30 protein-coding genes are annotated in these 26,028 nt (G+C 37.9%); 1 reads left to right on the top strand and 29 read right to left on the bottom strand.

What is annotated here, in order from left to right; translation table 11 throughout:
- Positions 1–15 precede the first annotated feature (15 nt).
- Together dapB and R4Z09_RS08065 are read right to left on the bottom strand one after the other, a co-directional pair.
- Complete coding sequence (dapB, locus tag R4Z09_RS08070; RefSeq protein WP_338451813.1) at positions 16–816, bottom strand: 4-hydroxy-tetrahydrodipicolinate reductase; 801 nt, start codon at positions 814–816, stop codon at positions 16–18.
- A gap of 16 nt (positions 817–832) precedes the next feature.
- Complete coding sequence (locus R4Z09_RS08065; RefSeq protein ID WP_338453231.1) at positions 833–1,147, bottom strand: nucleotide pyrophosphohydrolase; 315 nt, start codon at positions 1,145–1,147, stop codon at positions 833–835.
- A gap of 192 nt (positions 1,148–1,339) precedes the next feature.
- On the opposite strand from R4Z09_RS08065, the gene R4Z09_RS08060 reads away from it, so the two are divergent.
- Positions 1,340–2,212 carry a YitT family protein gene (locus R4Z09_RS08060; protein ID WP_338451812.1) on the top strand — a complete coding sequence of 291 codons (873 nt, stop codon included), beginning with the start codon at positions 1,340–1,342 and terminating at the stop codon, positions 2,210–2,212.
- A 43-nt stretch (positions 2,213–2,255) separates the two neighbouring features.
- Here the strand turns inward: R4Z09_RS08060 and R4Z09_RS08055 are convergent, their stop codons facing one another.
- The 27 genes from R4Z09_RS08055 to R4Z09_RS07925 form a co-directional block, all read right to left on the bottom strand.
- Complete coding sequence (locus tag R4Z09_RS08055) at positions 2,256–2,930, bottom strand: zinc metallopeptidase (RefSeq protein ID WP_338451811.1); 675 nt, start codon at positions 2,928–2,930, stop codon at positions 2,256–2,258.
- A 116-nt stretch (positions 2,931–3,046) separates the two neighbouring features.
- Complete coding sequence (ypjB, locus tag R4Z09_RS08050; protein WP_338451810.1) at positions 3,047–3,829, bottom strand: sporulation protein YpjB; 783 nt, start codon at positions 3,827–3,829, stop codon at positions 3,047–3,049.
- 61 nt (positions 3,830–3,890) lie between these two features.
- Positions 3,891–4,481 (bottom strand): DUF1405 domain-containing protein, encoded by a 591-nt coding sequence (locus tag R4Z09_RS08045; protein WP_338451809.1) that lies wholly within the window; start codon positions 4,479–4,481, stop codon positions 3,891–3,893.
- A gap of 121 nt (positions 4,482–4,602) precedes the next feature.
- A complete protein-coding gene (locus R4Z09_RS08040) occupies positions 4,603–5,382 on the bottom strand; it encodes a menaquinol-cytochrome c reductase cytochrome b/c subunit (RefSeq protein ID WP_338451808.1) in 780 nt (259 codons plus the stop codon).
- A gap of 45 nt (positions 5,383–5,427) precedes the next feature.
- Complete coding sequence (gene qcrB / locus R4Z09_RS08035; protein WP_338451807.1) at positions 5,428–6,102, bottom strand: menaquinol-cytochrome c reductase cytochrome b subunit; 675 nt, start codon at positions 6,100–6,102, stop codon at positions 5,428–5,430.
- A 3-nt stretch (positions 6,103–6,105) separates the two neighbouring features.
- On the bottom strand, positions 6,106–6,612 hold the full coding sequence (locus R4Z09_RS08030; protein WP_338451806.1) for a ubiquinol-cytochrome c reductase iron-sulfur subunit: 507 nt from the start codon (positions 6,610–6,612) through the stop codon (positions 6,106–6,108).
- Between the two features lie 125 nt (positions 6,613–6,737).
- Positions 6,738–7,202, bottom strand: a complete 465-nt coding sequence (locus tag R4Z09_RS08025; protein WP_338451805.1) for a YpiF family protein — start codon at positions 7,200–7,202, stop codon at positions 6,738–6,740.
- A gap of 144 nt (positions 7,203–7,346) precedes the next feature.
- Positions 7,347–7,889: a ReoY family proteolytic degradation factor gene (locus tag R4Z09_RS08020; RefSeq protein ID WP_338451804.1), complete on the bottom strand. Its 543-nt coding sequence runs from the start codon at positions 7,887–7,889 to the stop codon at positions 7,347–7,349.
- Positions 7,890–7,932: 43 nt separating this feature from the next.
- Complete coding sequence (locus tag R4Z09_RS08015; RefSeq protein WP_338451803.1) at positions 7,933–9,195, bottom strand: tetratricopeptide repeat protein; 1,263 nt, start codon at positions 9,193–9,195, stop codon at positions 7,933–7,935.
- Between the two features lie 271 nt (positions 9,196–9,466).
- A complete protein-coding gene (gene aroA / locus R4Z09_RS08010) occupies positions 9,467–10,753 on the bottom strand; it encodes a 3-phosphoshikimate 1-carboxyvinyltransferase (protein ID WP_338451802.1) in 1,287 nt (428 codons plus the stop codon).
- Between the two features lie 30 nt (positions 10,754–10,783).
- Positions 10,784–11,890 (bottom strand): prephenate dehydrogenase, encoded by a 1,107-nt coding sequence (locus tag R4Z09_RS08005; RefSeq protein ID WP_338451801.1) that lies wholly within the window; start codon positions 11,888–11,890, stop codon positions 10,784–10,786.
- A gap of 43 nt (positions 11,891–11,933) precedes the next feature.
- Positions 11,934–13,037 carry a histidinol-phosphate transaminase gene (gene hisC / locus R4Z09_RS08000; RefSeq protein WP_338451800.1) on the bottom strand — a complete coding sequence of 368 codons (1,104 nt, stop codon included), beginning with the start codon at positions 13,035–13,037 and terminating at the stop codon, positions 11,934–11,936.
- Between the two features lie 27 nt (positions 13,038–13,064).
- Positions 13,065–13,433: a chorismate mutase gene (aroH, locus tag R4Z09_RS07995; protein ID WP_338451799.1), complete on the bottom strand. Its 369-nt coding sequence runs from the start codon at positions 13,431–13,433 to the stop codon at positions 13,065–13,067.
- A 16-nt stretch (positions 13,434–13,449) separates the two neighbouring features.
- Positions 13,450–14,523, bottom strand: a complete 1,074-nt coding sequence (gene aroB / locus R4Z09_RS07990; protein ID WP_338451798.1) for a 3-dehydroquinate synthase — start codon at positions 14,521–14,523, stop codon at positions 13,450–13,452.
- Entirely contained in the window at positions 14,523–15,692 is a 1,170-nt protein-coding gene (aroC, locus tag R4Z09_RS07985) for a chorismate synthase (protein WP_338451797.1), read from the bottom strand. Before aroC ends, aroB begins: the two co-directional genes overlap by 1 nt.
- A 151-nt stretch (positions 15,693–15,843) precedes the next feature.
- Positions 15,844–16,620, bottom strand: coding sequence for a protein-glutamate O-methyltransferase CheR (locus tag R4Z09_RS07980; RefSeq protein ID WP_338451796.1), 777 nt, complete (start codon positions 16,618–16,620; stop codon positions 15,844–15,846).
- Positions 16,621–16,754: 134 nt separating this feature from the next.
- On the bottom strand, positions 16,755–17,201 hold the full coding sequence (gene ndk, locus R4Z09_RS07975) for a nucleoside-diphosphate kinase (protein WP_338451795.1): 447 nt from the start codon (positions 17,199–17,201) through the stop codon (positions 16,755–16,757).
- A gap of 105 nt (positions 17,202–17,306) precedes the next feature.
- Positions 17,307–18,269 (bottom strand): heptaprenyl diphosphate synthase component II, encoded by a 963-nt coding sequence (gene hepT / locus R4Z09_RS07970; protein WP_338451794.1) that lies wholly within the window; start codon positions 18,267–18,269, stop codon positions 17,307–17,309.
- Positions 18,270–18,390: 121 nt separating this feature from the next.
- Complete coding sequence (locus tag R4Z09_RS07965; protein ID WP_338451793.1) at positions 18,391–19,095, bottom strand: demethylmenaquinone methyltransferase; 705 nt, start codon at positions 19,093–19,095, stop codon at positions 18,391–18,393.
- 4 nt (positions 19,096–19,099) lie between these two features.
- Positions 19,100–19,909, bottom strand: coding sequence for a heptaprenyl diphosphate synthase component 1 (locus R4Z09_RS07960; protein WP_338451792.1), 810 nt, complete (start codon positions 19,907–19,909; stop codon positions 19,100–19,102).
- A 184-nt stretch (positions 19,910–20,093) separates the two neighbouring features.
- Complete coding sequence (gene mtrB, locus R4Z09_RS07955) at positions 20,094–20,345, bottom strand: trp RNA-binding attenuation protein MtrB (RefSeq protein ID WP_338451791.1); 252 nt, start codon at positions 20,343–20,345, stop codon at positions 20,094–20,096.
- An 86-nt stretch (positions 20,346–20,431) separates the two neighbouring features.
- Positions 20,432–20,998, bottom strand: a complete 567-nt coding sequence (gene folE / locus R4Z09_RS07950) for a GTP cyclohydrolase I FolE (protein ID WP_338451790.1) — start codon at positions 20,996–20,998, stop codon at positions 20,432–20,434.
- 288 nt (positions 20,999–21,286) lie between these two features.
- Entirely contained in the window at positions 21,287–21,559 is a 273-nt protein-coding gene (locus R4Z09_RS07945) for an HU family DNA-binding protein (RefSeq protein WP_071395596.1), read from the bottom strand.
- A gap of 407 nt (positions 21,560–21,966) precedes the next feature.
- The gene (gene spoIVA, locus R4Z09_RS07940; RefSeq protein ID WP_338451789.1) at positions 21,967–23,445 is read right to left on the bottom strand and encodes a stage IV sporulation protein A; all 1,479 of its coding nucleotides are present in this window, start codon (positions 23,443–23,445) and stop codon (positions 21,967–21,969) included.
- Between the two features lie 316 nt (positions 23,446–23,761).
- The gene (locus R4Z09_RS07935; protein WP_338451788.1) at positions 23,762–24,478 is read right to left on the bottom strand and encodes a hypothetical protein; all 717 of its coding nucleotides are present in this window, start codon (positions 24,476–24,478) and stop codon (positions 23,762–23,764) included.
- 27 nt (positions 24,479–24,505) lie between these two features.
- The gene (locus tag R4Z09_RS07930) at positions 24,506–24,709 is read right to left on the bottom strand and encodes a DUF2768 domain-containing protein (protein ID WP_338451787.1); all 204 of its coding nucleotides are present in this window, start codon (positions 24,707–24,709) and stop codon (positions 24,506–24,508) included.
- A 252-nt stretch (positions 24,710–24,961) separates the two neighbouring features.
- The gene (locus R4Z09_RS07925; protein WP_338451786.1) at positions 24,962–26,020 is read right to left on the bottom strand and encodes an NAD(P)H-dependent glycerol-3-phosphate dehydrogenase; all 1,059 of its coding nucleotides are present in this window, start codon (positions 26,018–26,020) and stop codon (positions 24,962–24,964) included.
- Between the last annotated feature and the right edge of the window lie 8 nt (positions 26,021–26,028).

Genomic DNA, 26,028 nt, shown 5'->3' with positions numbered 1-26,028 from the left:
TATGTTTTCCTCGCTTTACTCAATTATGTTTTCTAATCCATATACAAGTGTATGAAGATTCATAACCGTATCAACTGCTAGTTTTACACCCGACATAAATGAAACCCGGTCATAGGAATCATGGCGGATCGTCAAAGTTTGTCCTTCTGCACCAAACATAACCTGTTGATGAGCAATTAACCCTGGTAAACGGACAGAATGGATATGCATGCCTGAAAAATCTGCTCCTCTTGCACCCGGAAGTGTTTCTTTCTCATCGGGATGTCCCTGTGATTTTTCCGCTCTTACTTGGGCAATCATTTCAGCTGTTTTTACCGCAGTTCCAGAAGGCGCGTCAAGCTTCTTATCATGGTGCAATTCAATAATCTCGACATCTTGGAAATATCTCCCTGCCAGTTGTGAAAATTTCATCATTAACACAGCACCTAATGCAAAGTTCGGTGCAATAATACAACCCGTTTCTTTTTCCCGGCAAAGATTCTCAAGTTCCGCTAGATTCTCTTGTGTAAATCCAGTTGTTCCTACAACAGGCCGGACACCAAATTCCAATGCCGTTTTCGTATGATGCATCCCTACTTCTGGTGTTGTTAAATCAATGAGAACATCTGCCTTCACTTCAGTTAAACAGGTGGTTATGTCAGCGAAAACTGGCACCGGCAATGTTGAAACTCCTTCTAATTCTGTTAAAAGCTTGCCCCCATGCTTATGATCAACGACAGCAACTAACTCAAATTTCTCTGTTCTTTCAACCAATTTTACTGCTTCAGATCCCATTCTGCCACGAGGCCCCGCAATAATGACTTTTATTTTTTCCATACCATTCTCCTCTTTCCTATTCGTTAATTCTTGTCCAGCGGTCTTTGTCCCTTGTATTAAATTTATTCATCACCCGATTATGGGCTTCTTCAAGATCGATATGTAAGGAATTTGCAAAACAAATTAGGACAAATAATAAATCTCCAAGCTCTTCTTCAACCGTGTTTTCTTCTTCAGATTTTTTTTTCGGTTTCTCACCATAAAAATGATTGACCTCTCTGGCTAATTCGCCTAATTCTTCTGTCAGCCGGGCTGTCATGGCCAGGGGACTGAAATATCCCTCCTTAAATTGACTGATATAGGCATCTACTTCCTTTTGCAGGTCTTTCATTGTTTTATCATTTGACAAAAAAATCACCTCTACGATGCATGAATATTTGACTCTTCTTTCATGTTAGCTAAACTGAACCGTTTTGACAAATGTTTTTCTTTTTTTCAAAACTTTCATGTATTTGTTCCCGAAATACTTTTCTTATATAATTATAATCGTTTTAAGGTCGAATTTGGAAGCGGAGGAAACAATATGTTTGTTGACATCAAAATAAAAAATACTCTGTTTATTCTCTTAGGTGCTTGTGTATATTCATTCGGTATTGTTCATTTTAATATGCAAAATAATTTAGCAGAAGGCGGTTTTACTGGTATAACACTTTTACTTTATTTTCTTTTCGCTTGGGATCCTTCATACGTAAATTTAATTCTAAATATCCCCTTGTTTTTTATTGGCTGGAAAATTCTTGGACGAAATTCTTTACTCTATACAATCATTGGAACAGTAGCTGTTTCTGTATTTCTCTGGATTTTTCAAAGATACCAGATCAATATGCCGCTAAAGGATGATATGACTTTGGCAGCCTTGTTTGCCGGGGTGTCTATTGGTGTCGGACTTGGGATTATCTTTCGCTTTGGCGGCACCACGGGCGGAGTTGACATTATTGCACGCCTTGTACATAAGTATATTGGCTGGAGTATGGGCAAAACGATGTTTATCTTTGATGCCGTTGTCATCACCTTATCATTAATCTTTTATTTGGATTATCACGAAGCTATGTATACACTTGTTTTGGTCTTTATCTCGGCAAGAGTCATTGATTTTATGCAAGAAGGGGCATACTCAGCAAGAGGAGCAATGATAATCTCCGGGCAAAATGAAGAGATAGCAAATAAGATACTGCAGGAAATGGGCAGAGGTGTCACCGTTTTGAAAGGCTATGGTTCCTATACAAAACAAGACCGGGAAGTTCTATACTGCGTGGTTGCAAAAAATGAAATTGTTCGTCTAAAAAGCGTCATTATGGAAGTAGATCCTCATGCATTCGTATCCGTCAGCATTGTCCATGACGTCATTGGTGAAGGATTTACATTAGACGAAAATAAAAAGCCAATCGTGCATTAATCATAAGAAAAGGATTTAGACTCAGGTCTAAATCCTTTTCTTATTAATCGTCATTTTGCATTCCTGTATAAACGAGAATTAAACGAACTAATTCTAATACAGCAATTGCCGCCGCCGCCACGTATGTCAAAGCAGCTGCACTTAACACTTTTCTTGTTTCCCGTTCTTCATCATTACGGATCACTCCAAGTGCTACGCATTGATCCATTGCACGGCTCGATGCATTAAATTCAACTGGAAGTGTTACAAGCTGGAATAAAACAGCTGCAGCCATAAAAATAATTCCTAGTAAAACAAAGTTACTCATCCCTAGCAGCATACCAATAATAATTAAAATCCAAGAAAAGTTAGAACCAATATTCGCCACTGGAACTAAACTATGACGTAAGCGTAAGAAACTGTATGCTTCCTTATCTTGGATGGCATGACCAACCTCGTGAGCTGCGACGGCTGCTGCAGCTACTGAATGGCCATGATAATTTTCCGAAGAAAGCCGGACGGTTTTCGATCTTGGATCATAGTGATCGGATAGCGTACCGCGGACCTCTTCAATATTTACATTGTAAAGTCCATTTTCATCAAGAATTTTCCTTGCCACTTCAGCACCTCTTAATTGAGATGACGAAGCCACATGTGAGTATTTGGAATAAGTTTTTTTCACCCGGATTTGCGCCCATATCGGAATGATGATAATAATCGCAAAATAAATTAAAAACAATTTTTTGTTCCTCCATTCAACATATAACTATTATTATTGTAAGTTTTCTACTGATTCGGTGTCAAACAATAAGCTGTTTTTAAGGAACGAATGGAGCTTTTTCCTATTTTCTGAACTTATCTGGAACGATTTTTTCTTTTTTCCTTTTCACCTACATATTTTCTCCATCCTACATAGGATAATGTAACAATGATGATACTTCCCGTCGAAATAATCACCCACCATAATGACGGATCAGTTTCATCTGTTTCTAGATCAAAAATACTTTGCAAGTCCGTTTCAAGAATAAGCAGCTCTTTCATTGAATTCTGCTGCGTCAAAATATCCTGCCTGTAGTGATCAATAAAATTAATTCTCGTATCAAGTTTTTGAAAACGCTCTGGTGAAACATCGAGCTTCATACTTGGATTAATCACTTCATATAATGATAAAAAAGAATTAAGACTTTTGTGAAAAGCTTCTTGATCGCCATTAAAAGCCGCTTCTTTTACATCATCAAAAATAGCTAATATTGGTTCTTCCATTTTTGTCCAAAGAGGGTGCTTTGTCGATGAAATGGCATCAATGACTAATCGGAATTTTGTCACCCGATTAATTCTTTCATCAGGGTTCATCGAAACATTGGTTGTTGCTTCGACCGCTTCGTTATGAGCAATGGTAACGATTCGCAGTTCATCCATCGTGAACGTGCTTTCTTTAATCGTGACAGACGAAAATTTATCGGAAAAAGTTTCTAATATCTTTTTAGCATCCTCATATCTTTGTGACTTTGTTAATTGAAGCGCCTCATCAGACAAAGCGTTAAGCTGATCGATTGGCGACGAATCATCATTAGCTGAAGCATTTGTAGCTAATAAAAGAAAACATAAAAAGATTACAATCCATAGCTTGGATTTCATGCTTGTCCCCCCTCATTAGTAACAATGTATGAGAAGTAGGACAAGGTTAGACCATATCATTTTAGATCTTTAATTCATAATGATTTTTTCTCACCCCTACCCAATAAGCTATAAGCAAAGAAAAAACACTAAGCCAAAATGTGAAATAGCCAATCTCAGGTATGAATTGATCAAGCATACTATAACGAGGAAGCATAAAGAATACATAGTCAATGACATCATTATGCAACGTCCAAATTCCAGTTATCACTAAATGCCAAGCCTTAATACGATAAAAAGGTGCATATAACAGACCTTGCACTGCCATGCCTGCATGGGAAAAAATAAGCATCCAAGCCGTAAAATTAAGCTCCCCGCCCACAAAATAAACAAGAAAATTCATCACAACAGCCCAAACCCCATATTTAAAAAGCGTTACAACTGCCAATGCTTCGATTAAAGGCCAATTTTTCCCCAATAAGAAGGCTATAAGGACAATAACAAAAAATAAGCTAGCTGTCGGGCTATCAGGAACAAATAGGAGAAATTTTCCTGGTGTTTCTGCCAATTGCCAGCCATACCAATAATATCCATACACCGTCCCGAGAATATTAATTACCAATAATAACCATAAAAACTGACGATTTCCTAAGATTGGATAGATCCATTTCATATTTTCCCCTCATCTCTTTCCATAAATTACACTTATCTATCTTAACATAGGCTGTAGCTGTATGATAAAAAGAGAGTCGTGAAAAAGCCGACGAAAATTCGCCGGCTTTTTCACGACTCTCTTATTTACTTTTAACGTTTGAAATAAACTCTGCTAATTTAGCTAATTCTTCATCAGTACCTTTAAACATGCCTGGAGGCATTTTTCCACTTGCAGAACCGTTTTTAGCGATATCAGCAACTTCTTCAGGAGATAATCCGGTATCAATTAAAGCAGGAGCAGCAGCGCCACCTTCAAGTTGGTTTCCGTGACAGCTAACACAGCCATTTGCTTCAAAGATTTGATATCCTTCAGATGCCGTATCAATATCAGCTTCTGCTACGATCTTTCCTTGCTCTGCAGCGGCCTCCCAGTCATGAGTAGCAACTGACTCCCAGGTAAGATACGTAATACCTGCAAGTGCCAAGAGCATAAACCCTGTTGCTAATGGACGTTTTGATGGACGCCTTTGTGGCCCGCGATCGATAAAAGGTGCTAACAATAAGGCACCAAATGCTAAGCCTGGGATAACAAGTGCACCTATTAAGTTATAAGGACCAGATGCATAGCTATATTTTAATAATTGATATAAGAATAAGAAGTACCAGTCTGGCATCGGAATATATCCAGTGTCACTAGGATCGGCAATTTTTTCTAACGGAGACGGATGCGCAACTGTTAAACATAAGAAGCCGATAAGAAAAACTGCACCAACCATCCATTCTTTTAATAAAAAGTTTGGCCAGAAAGCTTCTGTTTTACCAGGATATTCCGAATAATCTTTTGGAATATTCGGTTTTCTGTGTTCCTTCGCAGGCACACGCGAATCGCCCACGAACTTCATTCCTTTTCCACGATGCATGAATAGTCTCCCTCCTTTTAAGTGTTAATAAAAACATGTGAATTATTACAATGGACCTGAAATACCTTGTTTACGAATCATCAAAAAGTGAGCTGCCATTAGGCCAAATAATGCTGCAGGCAGGAAGAATACATGAATCGCAAAGAAACGGGAAATGGTTTGCGCACCAACAATGTCAGAACTTCCGGCTAATAAGATTTTTAAGTAATCACCGATAAATGGTACAGATTCAACGATTTGAATCGTTACCTTTGTAGCAAATAGCGCTTTCATATCCCAAGGTAATAAATAACCCGTAAGACCAAGACCAAGCATTACAAAGAATATTAAAACACCAACAATCCAGTTTAACTCACGAGGTTTTTTGTATGCACCTTGGAAGAAAACACGCAATGTATGTAAGAACATCATGACGATAACTAAGCTAGCGCCCCAGTGATGCATCCCTCTGACAATTTGTCCAAATGCAACTTCATTTTGTAAATAATAGACTGATTCCCAAGCATTTTTAATATCTGGAACATAATACATTGTTAAGAACATACCAGATAAAATCTGAATAACGGTTATAAAGAAAGTTAATCCCCCAAAACAGTAGACAAATGCTGAAAAATGATGAGCTGGATTTACATGCTCTGGAACTTCATGATCAGCAATATCCCGCCACAAAGGCGTAATGTCTAAACGTTCATCTACCCAATCATAAATTTTGTTTAACACTGATTACGCCCCCTTTCGCGGTTCAGCTTTACCTAAATAAAGGTAGCCATCTTTTTCCTGTAGCGGAAACACATCCAATGGTGCCGTTGGCGGTGTGCCTGGAATATTTGTACCGTCTTTGGTATAACGTCCGCCATGGCAAGGACAATAAAATTGATCAGGATTAGCCTTGTCCGTATTCCAGTCAACCGTACAGCCTAAATGTTTACATACTGGAGAAAGGGCAACAATCTCGCCTTTTTCGTCTTTAAAAACCCAAGCTGAATTTGTTACCTCTGACTCATACCAGGCATCCTTCTGATTAAATGAGAAGTCTACACGTGTAGGGACATTAGTAATCTCACTAACCTTCTGTGGTGTTGCAATGAAATCGCTGCCACCCTTATGCTTTAGAACCGGATCAACAGCAAAACGCACCATTGGCATTAGCATTCCTGCAGCCATAAATCCACCCACACCTGTTAATGTATAACTTAGGAACTGACGTCTAGATACATGATTTTTGCTCATATTTCTCCCCCCCTTTAAAACAATTTTAAATTAACGCAATTTTCATACTAGGACATACCAATAATATATCAATATTTCTGTAAGGTCAATATAATCAGAAAATATAAAATTGAATTTTATCTCTGTTATTCTTGTTTTTCCCATTTCTGTATAAATAAAGTAATAAGCTGTTTTAGTTGATCTTTCAAAATAGTATTCCGGTATTGCTGATCCATTTGCTGAAGCGGGATCGTCGGAAGCCAGATAAGGGACCCGGACATTTTTGCTTCTTCCAATTTCCAGTCACTGTCAGAGGTCAAATAGACAATATGTTTAAAGCCTTTATCAAGAAATTCCTTTTCCCATGTTAATAGGTCATTTAGTACATCTTCATGATTTGTTGACTTTAAATAATTAAATCCCGGCAGCATAATTAATCTTCCTGTAAACTGCCTTTCTAATTGGACTGTTAACAGGCTAATAAATTCAGTCATTTCAGCTGACTTTTTGATTTGATCATCTAGTGCGATTGGATATAACGGCAAAACAATTGTGTCAACATACTCCTTTGCCTTTATATACATATCAATATCTTCGCTGGTCCATTTCATTCTCCTCACTCCATATCTTCCCATTTCTTACTATTCTAACATTTTGTTAAAAAAAGTCTAGGCTGCCATACCATAACTGATTTCAACATGTGGCATTGTTTTCGGACAAAAATAAAAGACCTGCTTAATACAGGTCCGGACTATCTACATATTAAATCTTTTTAGCTGTTCAGTTAACATTTTAAAGGCCTCTCTATCATTATTGTCTAGGGCCTCGTCAATCTGTTGGAATAGCTTTTCTTTCTGAAATCTTCTAATACTCGAAGATAGGAATTCTTCTGCCATCAGGCGCTCTTTATCACTTATTTGTAGATTCTTTGGCATATATGGATTCTCTTCTAGAACAGCCGCAAATTGCGGAGCTTGGAAGGAAGCATGAAAATTGAGTTGAATAAAAATGTCTTCCTCGCGATTTAAGCGAATATCATGAAATGATTTTTCCGCATCTGTTGTCATTACATTTTCCTTATAGAAACGAAATGGTACGTCATCTACACAATGAGTTGACATGACAATTCCCCGCGGGCAAAATTGAGCCTGTTCAACAAAGTGTACCTTTTCCATGAGCTGGTCATGACTCATTAAATAGTTCAGGATCCAGACACACTCACGTCTCTTTAATTGATAATGATTGAGAAACCAACGAATAAATTCCTTTTTCTCATTGACAGATACAGGGGCGTTCATGTGTGATTCCCTCCTCTGCTTTCAGCAAATTTTATCAAAATTATCAAACATCATCTGTTAGTCTTTGCCACACGTCTTGGTACTCTAAATTGCTCGGATCCTTATTCACTAACCTATTAAAAATTTCGACGGCCCGCTCTCTTTTTCCTTCTTCAATTAAGAAATAACCATAATCAACTAAAAAGTCTATCGTGTCTTTATAGAAATTATATGCGTTTTCATAGCTGTTTAATGCCTGTGAATAATTTTCCAAATTTTGATGTGCTACAGCTGCATCCCAAAAAAGTCTTGTCTCAACTTCACCACCCGCTTCCATTAGATTGACAATCTCAAGGACATCTTCCCATCTTTCCTGATGAAGCAACAGTTTATTTAATGTTAAGGCAGCTTCTGTCAGCTCTGGATCGAGCGTTAATGCATCCCGGAACATTTTTTCCGCTTCGTCTTCTTTTCCAATCTTTAATGCCAATTTACCGGCATAGAAATATAAATCTTTATTAAACTCATCATATTGAATTCCTTCTTTTAGAATTTGATAGCCTTTTTCCGGGTTCTCTTCTCTTTCATAGGCACGTGCTAAATTCATATATAATGAATAATATTCAGGATCTAGTTCTTTTAGTTCAAGAAATTTCTCAATTGCTTTGCCATTGAAGCCGGCTTGTAAGGCAGTAAATCCATAGTTGAAAAGCGTATTAATCTCTAATTTATTGTCTAAGGCTTTTTCATAATAGGGAAGCGCATCTTCAAAGGCTCCTCCCGCACTTATGGCATCAGCCATTCTCTGGTTAACATCGACACCGGCTATTTCGTTCTCCGTTTCTAGTACACGTTCGTAACACCTGATGGCTTGGACAAATTTTCCTTCTTCTGTATAAAGCTCCCCAAGTGCAAAATCAATAATCACTTCGTCCGGCAGGATGTTCTTCGCTTTTAGCAGCTTTTGCTCACTCACTTCGTATAGACCTTCCATTTGGTATAAATCGGCAAGTAAAACAAGGGATTCAGGGTAGCTTTGATCATGCTCATTTATTTTTTCCAGCTCCAGAATCGCCTCTTCCTCTTCTCCAAGTTCGATTAACGTTTCTGATAGTAGTATAAGAATCTCACCTTCTTCCGGATAAATTTCCAGCAAGCGCTTGAACAAATTCTTTGCTTCCTCAAGAAACCCGTAATGAAAAAGTTCTTCCCCTAATAGAAATCTCTCTTCATTCGATCCTGACTTTAATATTTGTTCATAGCCTCTTAAAGCCTCTTCATGAAGCCCATTTTCTAATTGTGTAATTATTTTATTAATTGATTCCATATTTAAGACCCTTTCCATTTAAAAAGCGCTAAAATCCGCTTGGTTGTTCATTAAAAGCAGCTAAATTTGCCTATCTTCTATTTTTAATGATAAGGCTTTTTCAGACAAGTTGTCCATTTTTAACATCTTGATAATTTCAATTATATACGCCATTAGCTTACCTCTATACTGTCATATGACAAATTATGAAAATAAGTCGGAAAATATTCATCAAAAGCCTGCAAAAATAAAATAAAAAAACTGCAATAGATGCAGTTTTTTATTTTTTGATTCACATTAACTTTTCTAAGTCCGCAAAAAATTGTGGATATGAAACGGAGATTGCCTCTTTTTGTTCAAGACTTACTCCCTCGTTACAAATAAGTGCAGCTACCGCTAACATCATGCCAATACGGTGATCCCCATGGCTTGAAACAACACCGCCGGTTAACTTGCTTTTTCCATGGATGATCATTCCGTCATCGGTTGCCTTAATTTCTGCGGAGAGCGTTGACAATTCATGTACTACTGTATCGATCCGATTGGTTTCCTTCACTTTTAATTCATGTGCGTCCCGTATAATCGTTTCACCCTCTGCCTGTGTAGCAAGCAAAGCAATGATCGGCAGCTCATCAATCAAGCGCGGAATCAATTCGCCCCCGATTGTCGTACCTTTTAATTGAGATGTTTTGATCGTAATGTCCCCTACAGGTTCAAAGTGATCTTCATCTGTCACATCAATGGTAATATCGGCGCCCATTTCCATCATGACATCAATAATACCTGTTCTAGTCGGATTTAAGCCAACATTCTTTAACGTTATACAGCTGTTTGGAACAATAGCACCCGCCACAAGGAAAAAGGCTGCAGAAGAAATATCACCTGGTACCTTGACATTGGTTCCTTTTAACGTTTGCCCGCCTCGGACAGAAACAGACAATCCATCCTCTTCTACTGTACCGCCAAACTTCCTGATCATGCGCTCTGTATGGTCCCGAGATTTTTCCGGTTCTACCACCGTTGTTAATCCGTCAGCCTGAAGGCCAGCAAGTAAAATAGATGACTTTACCTGGGCACTTGCTACTGGCGCATGATAGTTAATACCGGAAATTCCTCCGCCGCGTATGCTTAATGGGGTATATTCGCCCTGTTGTCTCCCATCTATTTTTGCTCCCATACTAGCAAGAGGCTTTGTTACTCTTGTCATCGGTCTTCTGCCAATTGATTCATCACCAATAAGGTTGGCATGAAAAGGACGGCCAGCTAAAATTCCCATCAAAAGCCGGATGGTTGTACCAGAATTTCCAACATTCAACACATCTTTAGGCTCTTTTAGCCCATCCCAGCCTTTTCCATGTATCACCATTTGATCATCTTTATGTTCAATTTCCACGCCCAACTGTCTAAAACACGACACGGTACTTAAACAATCGTCACCCATTAAAAAACCTGTAACAGTCGTAACTCCTTCTGCCACAGCACCAAACATAACGGAACGATGGGAAATAGATTTATCACCAGGGACCAGAATATCTCCCTTAAGTGATGCAATATTTGTTTTTAACGTATGTCTACCCATCTTTTCCCCCTCTTTTATCTTGATCGAAATTTATGGACCAGTTGAAGTTTCAAAGCTAGTGTAGTGCTCAATACATTTTTTCGCACGAAGACGATCATACTCTGTTTGAAAACTTATGACTAGCACTCCAATAATATCTTCCCGTGTTTCTCTAATTTGAATATTCGTGATACTGATTTCTTCTTTAGCCAGGTAACCGGTTATTTCTGATACAACCCCTGGGTAATCAGGTACATCAACGAATAAATCATAAAAAGCAGGGATAGCTCCCATTTGCTTTTGCGGCAGTTCGTCCCTGAACGTCTTGGCTTTTTCAAAATATTGGTAGATTTTTTCTCCATCCTGCTCTTTGAGCATCGCAGCAACCTCTTCCATTTCCAGCTGCCAAGCTGACAGCAGCTGAAGCAAGGTTTCTTTATTATGCAAGAGGATATCTCTCCACATCGTCGGACTGCTTGAAGCTATCCTCGTAATATCTCGAAAGCCTCCCGCTGCCAGCCGGGTAACCAAACTTTGTTCCTGACTTGTTTTTTCAGCCTGATGGACTAAAGATGCAGCAATAATATGCGGAAAATGACTTATAACCCCTGTTAAATAATCGTGTTCTTCCGGCGATATTACAATAAATTTGGCTTTTGTTCCTTTCAGCCACTGCTTCAACAGATCAATCTTTCCCGCTTCAATATGCTGCTGGGGGGTTAAAAGATAAAAAGCATTTTCAAAAAGTAATTCCCTAGCAGCAGATACTCCGCTTTTATGAGAACCAGCCATTGGATGTCCCCCGATAAAAGCTATACCTTTGTCAGTTAATTTTTGAGCTTTCTTAACAATCTCGGCTTTTGTACTCCCCGCATCACTAATTAATACCGTTTCCTTTAACGGAAGTTCTGCAAGTAGTTCCAACATTCTCTCAGTCACTTGTACAGGTGTTGTGATTAATATTAAATCAGCATCCTTTGCTCCTTCTTCAATGCTGCCTGCTATATCGTCAGCAACACCCAGCATTTTTGCTAATTTCCCCTGTTCGTCATTGATGTCATACCCTGTAATATGGCAGTCTTTATGCTGCCTTTTTATAGACAATGCGAGAGAACCGCCAATAAGGCCCAAGCCAATCACAAATACACGGCCTTTCAAACCGGATCATCCCCTTATCCTTCGCATTGTTAACCTAACCGATTTAATTTTTACTAACGCTCACTTCTTGTAAATATTGCTTCATTGCATCTATCACACCGTTGTTTTCCTCTTCAGATCCCACTGTAACTCTTACTGATGTAGTATAACCCAATGCATTACCAGAACGAACAATATATCCTTTCTGGAGCAGATATTGGAACACCTCATCTCCGCTTGTACCAAAATCAATTAAAATGAAGTTAGCCTGCGACGGGAAATAGTGCAATTGGTGTTCGGCACAAAATTGTTCAAACTGTGCCATGCCTTCGCGATTTTTCCGTCTGCACTCATTCACATATCCCTGATCATTAAGTGCCGCTACAGCTGCAATTTGTCCCAATGTATTGACATTGAAAGGCTCTCTCGCAGGTTCTAATACGCGAATAATATCTTGATGAGCCACGCCGTAGCCAACACGTAAACTAGCAATTCCGTATATTTTAGAGAATGTTCTTAAGACGATTAAATTATTGTACTCATTTACAAATTCAACGGCATCATAAAAATCATCTGCTACAACATAATCATGGTAGGCGTCATCAATGACAACCACTGTTTCTTTCGGTACCTTATTAAGGAAGGAAGTGATTTTCTCTTTTGTTATGTAGACGCCTGTTGGATTATTGGGACTGCATACCCATACTACTGCAGTATTTTCATCAATTGCCTCTAGCATAGCATCAAGGTCATGTTCACCATCAATTAACGGAATTTCCCTAATCTCTGCTCCGTCTATAATAGCATTGTGCTTATATTGAGAGAAGGACGGACTTGCCATTACCGTGTTTTTTCCTGGCTCTAAAAACGCACGGGAAATTATCTGGATTAAATTATCAGCACCGTTCCCGAAAATAAGCTGTTCTTCGTCCATTTTTAAAAACTCTGCAACTGCAGTACGTAAAGTTGTAGCATAGCCATCAGGATAAATGGCAAACGATGACAAGGCTGATTGTAAAGCAGCAACAACTTTTGGTGAGGTACCGAATGGATTCTCATTTGATGCCAATTTTACAACCTTTTCAAGGCCGTACTCTTTTTTTACAGATTCAATAGGTCTGCCTGGTTTATAAGGAGCTAATGATAACAATTGTTCTTTCCATTTCATAAAAGCATACACCTCATTCAATGATGATTATTTACTATTGGCTAAATCGGGTCTTAAAATCATTGCATTTTCTAAATAGATATGATTTATTTCCTGCTGGCTTTTTGCCGTGTTCACATGCATCATCACACGAATACATTTCTCTAGTGCATTCGAAACCGTAATTTCCTTCATGCACATAACCGGCACGAAACCCCAGCCTTCTTTCGAACGTAACACTTTAGCCGGAAAAGCTTCTGTAATATCATCTGTAACGGAGATAAATACAGATGCAACGTTCTCAGGCGCAATCTCGTTTTTTTCAATCATTTTATGTAGCAATCTCGATGTTGCCTGCATAATTTCATTTTCCGTATTTTCTAAGACTGTAATTGCGCCTCTAACTCCGCGGATCACCTATATTCTCCCCTCTTTATTTAAAATGGTTTAATTCACAAAGGATTTCTTTATCTGATAACTCATAAAGTTCAGGTGATCCAATCTCATTCAGCAGCACAAATCTAATCCGTTGACCTACTGATTTTTTATCACCCTTCATTCGTTCAACTAACTTCTCATCTGACAAACCTTCTGGCATCTTTGTTTGATAGCCAAGCTGCTGAACCCATTCAGTTAAGGTCTCGATGTCAAATTCAAGACCAGCATATTTCTTACTTAATTGTAAAGCAAACAGCATGCCAATCAGTACTGCTTCACCATGTGTCATTTTTCCATAGCCCATTTCAGCTTCTATTGCATGTCCCAGAGTATGTCCAAAGTTCAAATAGGCCCGTATACCGTTTTCCTTTTCATCCTCGGCTACGATTGCACTTTTAATTTCAATTCCTTTAGCTAAAAATTGGACCATTTCATCCTCTCTGATGCTTTCTAAGGAGGAAATGTTACTTTTTAGCCATTGATAAAAAGATACATCAGAAATAAGACTATGTTTAATAACTTCAGCAAAGCCTGAACGTCTCTCACTTAAAGGCAGGCTTTTTAAAAAATTGGTATCATATATGACTGCTTCTGGCTGGTAAAACGAACCAATCATATTTTTCCCCTCTGGATGATTAATCGCTACTTTACCGCCAACAGCACTATCATGAGCTAAAATAGTGGTTGGGATTTGAATAAAAGGGATACCTCTCATAAAAGTTGCGGCAACAAAACCGGATAAATCTCCAACCGCACCACCGCCAAGAGCAACAATAAGTGACTTTCGATCAAGTTTATACTGTAGGGCAGCAGTCTGACAGTCATAATAGACTTCAAATGTTTTGGCCTTTTCTCCGCCCGGTACTTTCACCACTTCAACCGGAAATGCAGAAAGAATTTGGAGAATCGGAGCGAGGTAAAGCCCCCCTACAATCTCATCTGTAATGATGAGGATTTTTGTGACTCCTGCCTGCTTTTCTTTAATAAAAATGGGCAGCTGCCCAATGACACCCTCACCAATGTAGACAGGATACGCTTTAAATGACGTCTTCACTACATGTTCAATCATTAAAATTCCCTCGCAAATTTGCGCTGCTCGGCAACGTTTTCTTTTAATGTATCAAAGCGGTCACTAGAAAATTGCTCCAGAATTGCTTGAGCAATTTCCCATGCAACTACGTTTTCTGCCACGACGGAAGCTGCCGGCACCGCACAACTATCAGATCGCTCAACACTTGCAGTAAACGGCTCCTTTGAGTCAATATCAACACTTTGCAGCGGTTTATACAGGGTTGGGATTGGTTTCATCACACCTCTGATAACAAGCGGCATACCTGTTGTCATTCCGCCTTCAAGACCGCCTAGTCTATTCGTTTTCCGGTAATAACCTTTTTCTTCATCCCAAGCAATTTCATCGTGTACTTCACTACCTGGTTTGTGTGCTGCTTCAAATCCAATACCAAACTCAACGCCTTTAAAAGCATTGATGGAGCATATAGCTGCTGCAAGTTTTGCATCAAGCTTACGATCATAGTGTACATAGCTGCCAACACCTGGCGGCATGCCTTCTACAATAACCTCAACAATTCCGCCAATTGAATCGCCGTTTTCCTTCGCTGTATCAATGGCTTTCATCATTTCTTTTTCCGCAGCTGAATCAAGACAGCGAACCGGAGAATTTTCAGTTATTTCTCTTAAACTTTGGATTGATTCATATGTTGAAACGGAAGATTTGACTCCGCCAATTTCAACAACATGGGAGGCAACTTCAATGCCAAGTAAGGACAGCAGCTTTTTCGCCACTGCTCCTGCAGCGACTCTTATCGTTGTTTCTCTTGCAGAGGAACGTTCTAATACATTTCTCATATCACGATGCCCGTATTTTAAGGCACCATTTAAATCAGCATGTCCAGGTCGTGGGCGCGTTACTTTTCTTTTCACTTCATCCGCGTCCCCATCTATTGGGTCTGCACCCATAATTTTTGTCCAATGTTTCCAGTCATTGTTCTCAACAACAAGAGCAACCGGTGAACCGAGGGTTAAACCATGTCTTACACCGCTTGTAATCTGGGCGGTATCTGTTTCAATCTGCATTCTTCGACCACGGCCATGACCTTTTTGTCTCCTAGCTAGTTGAACATTAATATCTTCTTGCAATAGAGGCATTCCCGCAGGTAAACCTTCAATAATTGTTGTTAATTGGGGTCCATGTGATTCCCCAGCTGTTAAATATCTCATTTTCCTCTTTCTCCCTTCAACTCGTTAAAGGATTATGTATCAATATAACATACATGCAAAAATTAGAATAGTAAGTTTTTAAAAATTAATTTGATAAATTATTCCTTTAACTGATTTATTAAGCTCATTAATATTATTCCAGATAAATTATTTAAAGACTCTTTTTATAAAAAAAGGTATCCTCAACTTCAAATCCATATTGACCAGCATTAAAGATTTGTTCCGTACTTCCCACAAAGAGTATGCCTTCTGGATTTAAACTTTTAGCAAATTTATGATAAAGAAGCTCCTTTGCTTCCTCCGTGAAATAAATCAGTACATTACGGCAGATTATCAAATCATAAGAGGTGCCAAATGGATCCGCTAATAAATTGTGAGTTTTAAACGAAACAGTCCGTTTTATCTCATCTGCCACTTTATAGAAGCCGCCTTCTTTAATGAAATATTTCCTTTTTATATCTTCTGGTGCCTCCTGCAGTGACCGCTCTGGATAGATCCCAAGCTTCGCCCTTGAGTGTACATTTTCATCAATGTCTGTTGCTAGAATTTTCACTTCAGATAAAGGCAGATATTTTGCCATTATCATGGCTAGTGTATAAGGCTCTTCACCTGATGAACAAGCTGCACTCCAAACTCTCGGTCTTTTTGTCCTTTTCAAGACTTTTGGCAGGATCGTTTTTTCTAATACCTCCCATCTCTTATAATTACGGTAAAATTCTGAAACATTTATCGTGATGCGATCAAGAAATTCATTAAATAGTGTGTGATCACGATTTATGGCAGAAAAATATTCCTTAAAAGAGCCGTATCCTTTTTTTTCATACAACGAGGTTAATCTTCTTTTCATTTGCGCTTCTTTATAGAGGGCAAGATCAATTCCCGTTTTCATTTTTATTTGATAGGTAAATTGTTCATAATCGCCGGACATAGACATACTCCTCTTCTAGGATAACCTTAGTATAGCGGAAAAAGCAGAAATTGAAGACTATTTTGTTTAAATTGTCTAAAAAAGTTGTATTTGGACACGGTTACAAAAAAAAACACTTGCTTAAGCAAGTGTTTTTAGTAAATCCATTCATTCGTTAATTTCTTATATTCAACAAGCTCATTTTCGTTAAAGAAAATACCAATTTCACGTACTGCGCTTTCTGGTGAATCAGATCCATGAATGACATTTTTGCCAACTGTAACACCGAAGTCCCCACGGATTGTTCCAGGTGCAGCATCTTTCGGATTGGTTGAACCCATCATTTGACGTGCTGTTGCGATTACATTCTCACCTTCCCATACCATTGCAAATACAGGTCCAGATGTAATGAAATCAACTAGTTCTCCAAAAAATGGGCGTTCTTTATGTTCACCATAGTGCTCCTCAGCTAATTCTTTGGAGATACTCATTAATTTTCCGCCAACTAGCTGAAAACCCTTTCTTTCAAAACGAGAAACAATTTCTCCAATTAAATTACGTTGTACCCCGTCAGGTTTTACCATTAAAAATGTTTTTTCCATGAACTCATCCCCTATTACAGTATGTATAGTAGATATCCTTTCGAGATTTCTCAAATAAGACAATCCATGGAAATAATATCATTTTTTTAAAATATTCGCAACTTATTAATATTTCCGCTTACCAATGTACTTTGCAATACTTCTCAACGCCGTTTTCGCTTGATTTTGTGGAAATTCTTCTACTAATGATAAAGCCTTTTCAAGGTATTGGTTACTAACCTGTCTGGCTCTTTCAATAGCGCCTGAGCGAATAATCAAGTTAATAATTTGATCCATTTCATTTCGCGGCATATTTTCATGAACTTTCGTAATCTCTTTCCGAATGGATGTATCCTCCATTGCAAATAATACAGGAAGTGTTATATTTCCTTGCAGCAAATCACTGCCAGATGGCTTTCCTAATTCTTTTTCTGTAGCTGTGAAATCCAGAATATCATCAATAATTTGATATGACATTCCAACATAGTAGCCAAATCTCTTTAGCTTCTTTTGAAGACTTTTTTCAACATCAGCACATATTGAACCGAGTTCACAGCTTGTCGAAATAAGGAGTGCCGTTTTTCTTTTTATCCTGCGTAAATAATCTTTCAAGTTCTGGTCAAAACGGTACTTATCCTTTATTTGTTCAATTTCACCAATTACTAATTCCACCATCGTATCAGCTAAAATTTTGTGTGCCTCTGCCTTTTCAATTTCTGTCATTAATTCAAGAGAGCGGGCAAATATATAATCACCTGTATACATTGCGATTCGATTATCCCATTTGGCCTTTACTGTCAGCTTTCCTCTACGTATCTCGGCATCATCAATAACATCATCATGTATTAATGATGCCGCATGGATTAATTCAAGCGCAACCGCTACTTTTTTAATTGTGTGAATATCATACGACCCAAACTTTGCTGCTAATAGAACAAAGAGAGGCCGAATTCGTTTCCCCCCTGCCTGTAATAAATGCAGAGAAGCTTCTTGAAGCAAAGCGGAATCTGCATATACAGCTTCCTCTAATGCTTCTTCAACGATATCAATATCAGAATTTAAAAATGAATACATCATTTTAAATTTCATATCCGTATCCACCTTGCTGTAACCCTGTCTGCTAATCAGTAGCACAAGGAGCCTGCCTTTTCGGCTTATGATAAAACGACAAACAAACACCTGGAGCTAGATCATTGGCAAACAGAAACATCTATTTATTTTGTTTTTTCCCAAAATGGACAGCAGCTACTCCGCCCGTATACGACTTAAAGGTAACATCAACCAATCCCGCTTTTCTAAACATATTTGCAAGCTCTTTCATTCCAGGGAAACTTCGTGCGGATTCCTGGAGCCAAGAATACTCCTGATAGCTTTTTGCAAATAGCTTTCCAAATAACGGCATAATAAAGCGGAAGTAAAAATAATATATTTGCTTAAAACCAAATAATGTTGGTTGTGAAGTCTCCAGACATACAACCATTCCTCCAGGTTTCACTACCCGATGCATTTCCTTTAATACCTGCATAACATCAGGTACATTTCTTAACCCGAAGCCGATTGTCACATAGTCAAAAGAATTATCAGGAAAAGGCAGCTCCATTGCATTCCCGTGAACAAGTTCAACCTGCTTTAAATGCCTAACCTTCTCTTTGCCTACCTTGAGCATATTCTGGCTAAAGTCAAGACCAATCACTTCTCCTTCGGGGCCGACAGCTTCAGCAATAGCGATTGTCCAATCTGCCGTTCCACAACAAACATCCAGTGCTTTCGAGCCTTTTTGCACCTTCATCCTATTCATAATGTCAGTGCGCCATTTAACATGCTGTTTAAAACTTATTACCGAATTCATTTTATCATAATGATTAGAGATCTTCTCGAAAACATGATGAACCTTTTCTTCTTTTGTTTGTTGCATGTCATTACCCTTCTTCCACAAATGATTTTTCTCTCGGAGAATAATCCTTGATCATTTTCATCATTCGTTCTTCGTATAAAGTATTGAAAGGTTGAATTTTATTCATTCCTTTTGTCATTAACTGAATTGAATAGCCAATATAGCTGTCATATAGTTGCAGTACATCCTGTTTTTGTTCATTTATATTTTTCTTCTGATCTTTTGCAAAGAATCTATCTAAGGCGTCGAATAGAACTGATGAACCTGTTTTTTCAAAACATTTTTTTTCCTTAAGGAGACGTTTTACAAGCAGCCAATTCGATGCACTTTCATACCATTCTGTTACCCCGAAATAGGTGATTAATTGTTCTATTAAGGAAAACTCTATCATCTTCACACTATTCATGATCGTATGTAGATCATCTTGATCTTTATGATAAATGAACACCTTATGTTCATTTATCTTTTTAACACCTTCAGATAAAGCTTTAATAACCTTAACGTCCTCAATACTTGCTAAAAATTTATAGTATAAACCAGAATAATAATCACCGGCAAGAACTGTTAACTGCCTAATCTTCATATTTTTTTCGTCTACAAGGGTGTTCGTTACTTGATCATGTGTATCCAATGCAACATGCATTAACATAATCGCCAATACATATATGTCTTTTTCATGCGGGGAAAGATCGAGTTGGTCTACGATTGAAATGAGAATAACCATCTTATCCTCATCAATCACAGGCGGAATTATATATTCACGTAAATAAGGATGGAAAACGTATTTTTCGATCCTATCTTTTGTATAAGTTAATTTTTCTACTATTTCACGCAATCCTATCACCCTTATTTCCCCAACATATCATTCCAGGTTGTCCTGTAGCTATTTTTAATTAAAATTTTAAATAACAAAAAAGCAATAAGCAGACACAATTATATCATAAATGTAAAGATTTTGGCATACTTAAAGACATTTATGTAAGATGAATTTGAGCCTGCCTATCGACTAAAAACAGTTTTTATTTGTCAGTATGATTATTTCTGGCTTCACTTTCTATATCACCATAAGAGGTTTTTATCAACGCTTCGCCACGAACTTTAATTGCGGAAGTGTGCTCTGTAAACTGCGCAATCATCACTTCCCCTTTATCCAGTTTTTCCGAATGATGAAATCTTGTATCGGTACCCCTTGTCAGTCCAATAACATTAACTCCGTCTTGCTTTGCTTTTATGACTACATAGTCATTAACTGAAGGTTTTTTTTCATCCATCGGTTTTCACGCCTCTCCAAAATTAGTATTTATTAGTTTAAGCTATTCCAATCCTTTTAATTTATACAATTTAACCCTCTATCCGCTTAGTCTTTTATCAATGAAAGAACTTCTGCTCTTGCGGCAGCATCATTTAAAAATGTTCCTCTTACAGCTGATGTGACCGTTTTCGATCCTGGTTTTTTAACCCCACGCATCGTCATACACATATGTTCTGCTTCAATTACAACCATTACTCCATAAGGTTCTAGTGTTTCATAGATACTGTCTGCAATGGTTGACGTAATTCTTTCCTGCAGTTGCGGTCTTTTTGCAACCGCTTCTACTGCCCGGGCAAGCTTGCTTAGTCCAGTAACTTTTCCATTTCGCGGTATGTATGCAACATGTGCCTTTCCGAAAAATGGAACTAGATGGTGTTCACACATCGAATAAAAAGGAATATCCTTCACTAATACCAATTCTTCATGATCTTCACCAAAAATCGTTTCAAAATACTCCTTCGGGTCTTGATCCAGCCCGCTAAACACTTCTTCGTACATCTTTGCTACCCTTTTCGGTGTATCAATCAAACCTTCTCGGTTTGGGTCTTCTCCAATTGCTTCTAGTATTAAACGTACCGCTTCCTCTATTTGGGTACGATTGACATTTGACATTTGTTGTTCCTCCTAAATTCTATCTAAAAACTAACCTGTGTACCCGTTACAAATGGTTTTAACCTTACAAAAGCACACAAATCTTAATATGAGAATTTTACTCAATCTTTACTTTTTATATTAACATACTTATTTTGTTTTATTAGGGGAAAAATAAGGGGGATAAACGATACAAGATGATCATTACATATAGAAATGATGGCAGGTGGGTCGATTATTTTATAAAATGGGTCATTTCATATAAAGAACCGCGAATCTCTCGCGGTTCTTTATAAGCACTTTATGTAATTATTTAACTGCATCTTTAAGCGCTTTACCTGGTTTAAATGCAGGAACTTTGCTTGCAGCAATTTCGATTTCATCACCAGTTTGAGGATTACGTCCTTTACGAGCAGCACGCTCACGCACCTCAAAGTTTCCAAAACCAATTAATTGTACTTTATCTCCATCTTTTAAAGCATTTAAGATAGAATCAAAAACGGCATCAACTGCTTTAGTAGCATCCTTTTTTGAAAGCTCGCTTGCTTCAGCAACTGCGTTAATAAGTTCTGTTTTGTTCATGCCAGTCACCTCCTCCCAAGATACCTAAACTTTCTAAATTGCTTCTTACATACATTTGTAAACAAAATATGCCATTTCTATACGTTGTTGCCTTTTTTTCATAACAAGCATAATCTTAAAACAACGAATAGAATTTTTCAACTGTTTTTGGCAAAAAAACCTTTATTTACAAGGGCTTAGCATGAATAATAGTAATTCTGATAAAAGGTTATCATAATCATATACTGTTAGCAAGAAAAATTCTTATCATGCTCATACTCTTTACCTTTTATGTCAATTTACCGAAAATTCTTTATGAATAATTTTGCCTCATTTAAAAAAGTATAGCCACTAAAAGGCTTAGACAAACCTTTTATCTGACCGTATTAATGCAAAATAAAAAAAAGAACTCTCTAAAAAGAGAGTCCCTACAGGATAATGGCAATTAATCCGCCTGAGCCTTCATTTATAATTCGTTCAAGTGTTTCTTTTAATTTATAACGGGCATTTTCAGGCATTAATGATAACTTTGCTTGAATCCCTTCTCTTACAATCGAACTTAAACTTCTGCCAAATATATCTGAACTCCAAATGGACAGTGGATCATCTTCAAAATCCTGCATTAAGTATCTGACTAGTTCTTCACTTTGTTTTTCTGTCCCAATGATTGGAGCAAATTCGCTTTCTACATCTACTTTAATCATATGGATAGACGGAGCAACTGCCTTTAACCTTACACCAAATCGCGATCCTTGACGGATGATTTCCGGTTCATCCAAACTCATATCCGCAAGTGAAGGTGCAGCTATACCATAGCCTGTTTGTTTAACCATTTTCAATGCCTCTGACACAACATCATATTCAGCTTTCGCATGGGCAAAATCCTGCATCAATTCAAGTAAATGATCTTTTCCACGGATCTCAACACCGACTATTTCTTTTAAGATATCATCATAGAGATCATCAGGTGCATACAGATCAATTTCGGCAATTCCCTGGCCCATTTCAATTCCTGCAAGACTTGCTCGATCAATAAATTCAAAATCACTAAAATGATGTACCACTCGATCGACATCGCGAAGTCGTTTGATATCCTTTACCGTTTCTTTCACAGCTTCCTGGTAGCTTTCACGTAACCAATGATTTTCGCGTAATACCATAACCCAGCTCGGAAGATTCACATTTACTTCAAGGACTGGGAATTCATACAAGGCTTCTCTCATAACATTTAAAACATCTGACTCTCTCATCCCTTCCACACTCATCGCCAGAACTGGTATATCGTATTTCTCAGAAAGTTCTTCGCGCAAAGCCTCTGTGTTTGGATGATGTGGCTGAACACTATTGATAACCATGATAAACGGTTTTCCTACCTCTTTAAGTTCATTTATAACCCGCTCTTCCGCTTCAATATAATTACTGCGCGGAATTTCGCCTATTGTTCCATCTGTAGTAATCACAACACCTATAGTAGAATGTTCTTGGATTACCTTTCTAGTACCAATTTCAGCGGCTTCATGGAATGGGATCGGTTCCTCATACCATGGGGTTGTTATCATGCGGGGACCATTTTCATCTTCATAGCCCTTAGCCCCTGGTACTGTATAACCAACACAGTCAACCAAGCGGATATTTACGTCTAATCCTTCTCCAACATGAACGGTAGCAGCCTGATTTGGAACAAATTTCGGCTCTGTTGTCATAATGGTTTTCCCGGCTGCACTTTGAGGTAACTCATCTTGGGTACGAGCGCGTTCGGCTTCATTATTCATGTTTGGTAATACAACCAATTCCATAAACTTTTTAATAAAAGTGGATTTTCCTGTACGAACTGCGCCTACCACTCCAAAATATATATCACCGCCCGTTCTCTCGGCAATATCTTTAAAAATATCTACCTTTTCCAAGTGATCCCCTCCCGAATCCCTGCGTTAGTGGATAGTTATTATCCTATTAATTATTTTATGACAATATATATTTATGATGTTGTCCTACATCGTTATGACAGTTTTATATTTTTTAACCTCCTTGCTATGAAATTTACTAGTATTCCTGTCTTCTTATTGACTCATTCCTCTAAAAAGAAGAAGTTTTTGCTTTCACATAGCAGTAAAGGATACGTTCATTTCTGAAATAATTAGGCGACTTTTTTCTGTTGGTTTTATCATGAGGGAATAAAAATACCCTTCTCCTACAATATATTTTGTAAAAGAAGGGTTATGACTAATTCGTTAATAAAAAGAAAGGCTCTCTCGTTTCGCCGTCTAGTGTATATGGTAAGGAGTATGCTGGAACGAACACCGAATCCACAAGCAGTATATCTCGAATATCATCACCTGTCCGGTAATCAGCTTCTCCCTTTTTTAAAACCTCAGCTAAATCTTTACGATAATCCACAAAAATCTCAGCTTGACCATTTATAACAAATGGCAGTCTTTTATTTGTATAAGGACTGACGATAAAAGGTTCCTCCTCATACCCAAGCTTTTCATAATCAAGAGTGAATATACCATCTGCCAATTTGTCCTTATATGGCGGATAGCCCTGCACTTTAATTCGCATCTTCAATTCACTGATCATTTCAGATATTCTTAAATCAAAAATTTTTACTGTTGGATCCTTTTCTGCATTAACAATAACGTATTGAAATACACCGCCGCTTTCAAATGCATTTCCCGGCGGTTCTGCCATATATTTTGGGGCAAGCTTCTTAAAATCAATTAAGTATTTTTGATAAATAGGGGTTGTCTCTTCAGAATTTTTTATCGGTAAAATTCCCCCGTTATCTTCTTTAAATTTCATTACGGCCTCTTGTACAGATTGGACTTGATCCTCATAAGGTATTTGATTTTCAACAAGTTTTTCCTCAGGATACATACATCCGGAAAGAATGGTCATGACCAATAAACCCCATAATAATACTAGTAAACTTTTTTTCATCATATCAATCCTTTAAATCTATGAACTTTAAGCATCGGTCGGCCCACTAAATACAACTAAAAACATAATAAAGCCCGATAACACTAATAACATGTAAGCAAATACAGCAAAAATTGCCTTTAAAACACCTTGTTTAAATTTATAACGGCTTAGAAAAATTAAAACAATTGCAATAAACATAAACCCCATCGAAGCAAGCGAAATCCACATCTTCATTAATGCAGGTGACATCTTATCCACTCCTTTATTCGAGAAGTATTATATCACAAGAAAGAATTATTTTTGTATATTTTTAGTTTTTTCTGTAATTTCCATAGAAAAAGACAAAAAGACCGACATAAAGAATTGGGGCAAATTCTTTATGCCGGCTCAACAATGACTAAATAATCCATTCACGCTTGTTCAATACACTAGGTTGCTTCGTTTGCATTTTATTCTAGTTAAAGAAAAATGCATCGTCGAATGCCTAAAAAAAGAAAAATATTATGATTCATCCTGTGAACGCCCTACAAGAACATTTGTTAAGTCTTCCATTTCATGTGTTCTCACTCTTGCCATTAATGCATCAACAGCATCCTTAGCGTCAACACTGTTAAATAATACATCATAAAGAGCATTTGTTATTGGCATTTTCACCTCGTATTTTTGCGCTAACTGCCATGCTGCTTTTGTTGTCCGCACACCTTCTACAACCATTCCCATATTATCTAGAACTTCCTGAAGGTTATTGCCTTTCCCTAACAGATTTCCAGCACGCCAATTTCGTGAGTGTACACTTGTACAAGTAACAATCAAATCTCCTATCCCAGTCAGACCGGAAAAGGTCAAGGGACTTGCTCCCATTTTTGTTCCAAGCCGGGATATTTCAGCAAGCCCCCTTGTCATTAACGCAGCTTTGGCGTTGTCGCCATAGCCGAGACCATCTGAAATTCCTGCTGCAAGCGCAATGATATTTTTCAATGCGCCGCCTATTTCAACTCCGATAATATCCGGGTTCGTATAGACACGAAAATGTTGATTAATAAACAGATCCTGAATTTGTTCCGCTGCCTCTATATCCTTTGATGACACCGTAACTGTTGTAGGCTGCCTTACACTTACTTCTTCCGCATGACTCGGACCGGATAACACCACAATATGCTTAATTAAGTGCTGTGGCATTTCCTCTTCAATCATTTCTGAAATTCGCAGTAATGTATCCGGCTCGATCCCTTTACTTACATGAACGATTGTTAACGGTTCGCTCCGTATTTCTCTTATATTACGAAGCACCTCACGCACTGCTTTCGTAGGAACTGCAAGCACCATGATTTTAATTCCAAATAGAACTTCCTTCAAGGAGAAATAACCTACAATAGAATCCTGTAACACCACTTCTGGAAGATATTTTTTATTTGTATGTAGTGTATTAATTTCTTCGATTTGATTAGGCTTATGACCCCATAACCGTACTTCATGTCCGTTATCAGCCAGCACCATTGCTAAAGCAGTGCCCCAGCTCCCCGCTCCAATAACGGCTACTTTTTCATGTATACGCTGCATATGCTCAC

It is taken from the genome of Niallia oryzisoli (assembly GCF_036670025.1).
Classification (GTDB): Bacteria; Bacillota; Bacilli; order Bacillales; family Cytobacillaceae; genus Bacillus_BD; species Bacillus_BD oryzisoli.
This window is presented reverse-complemented; position numbering and strand designations above follow the sequence as displayed.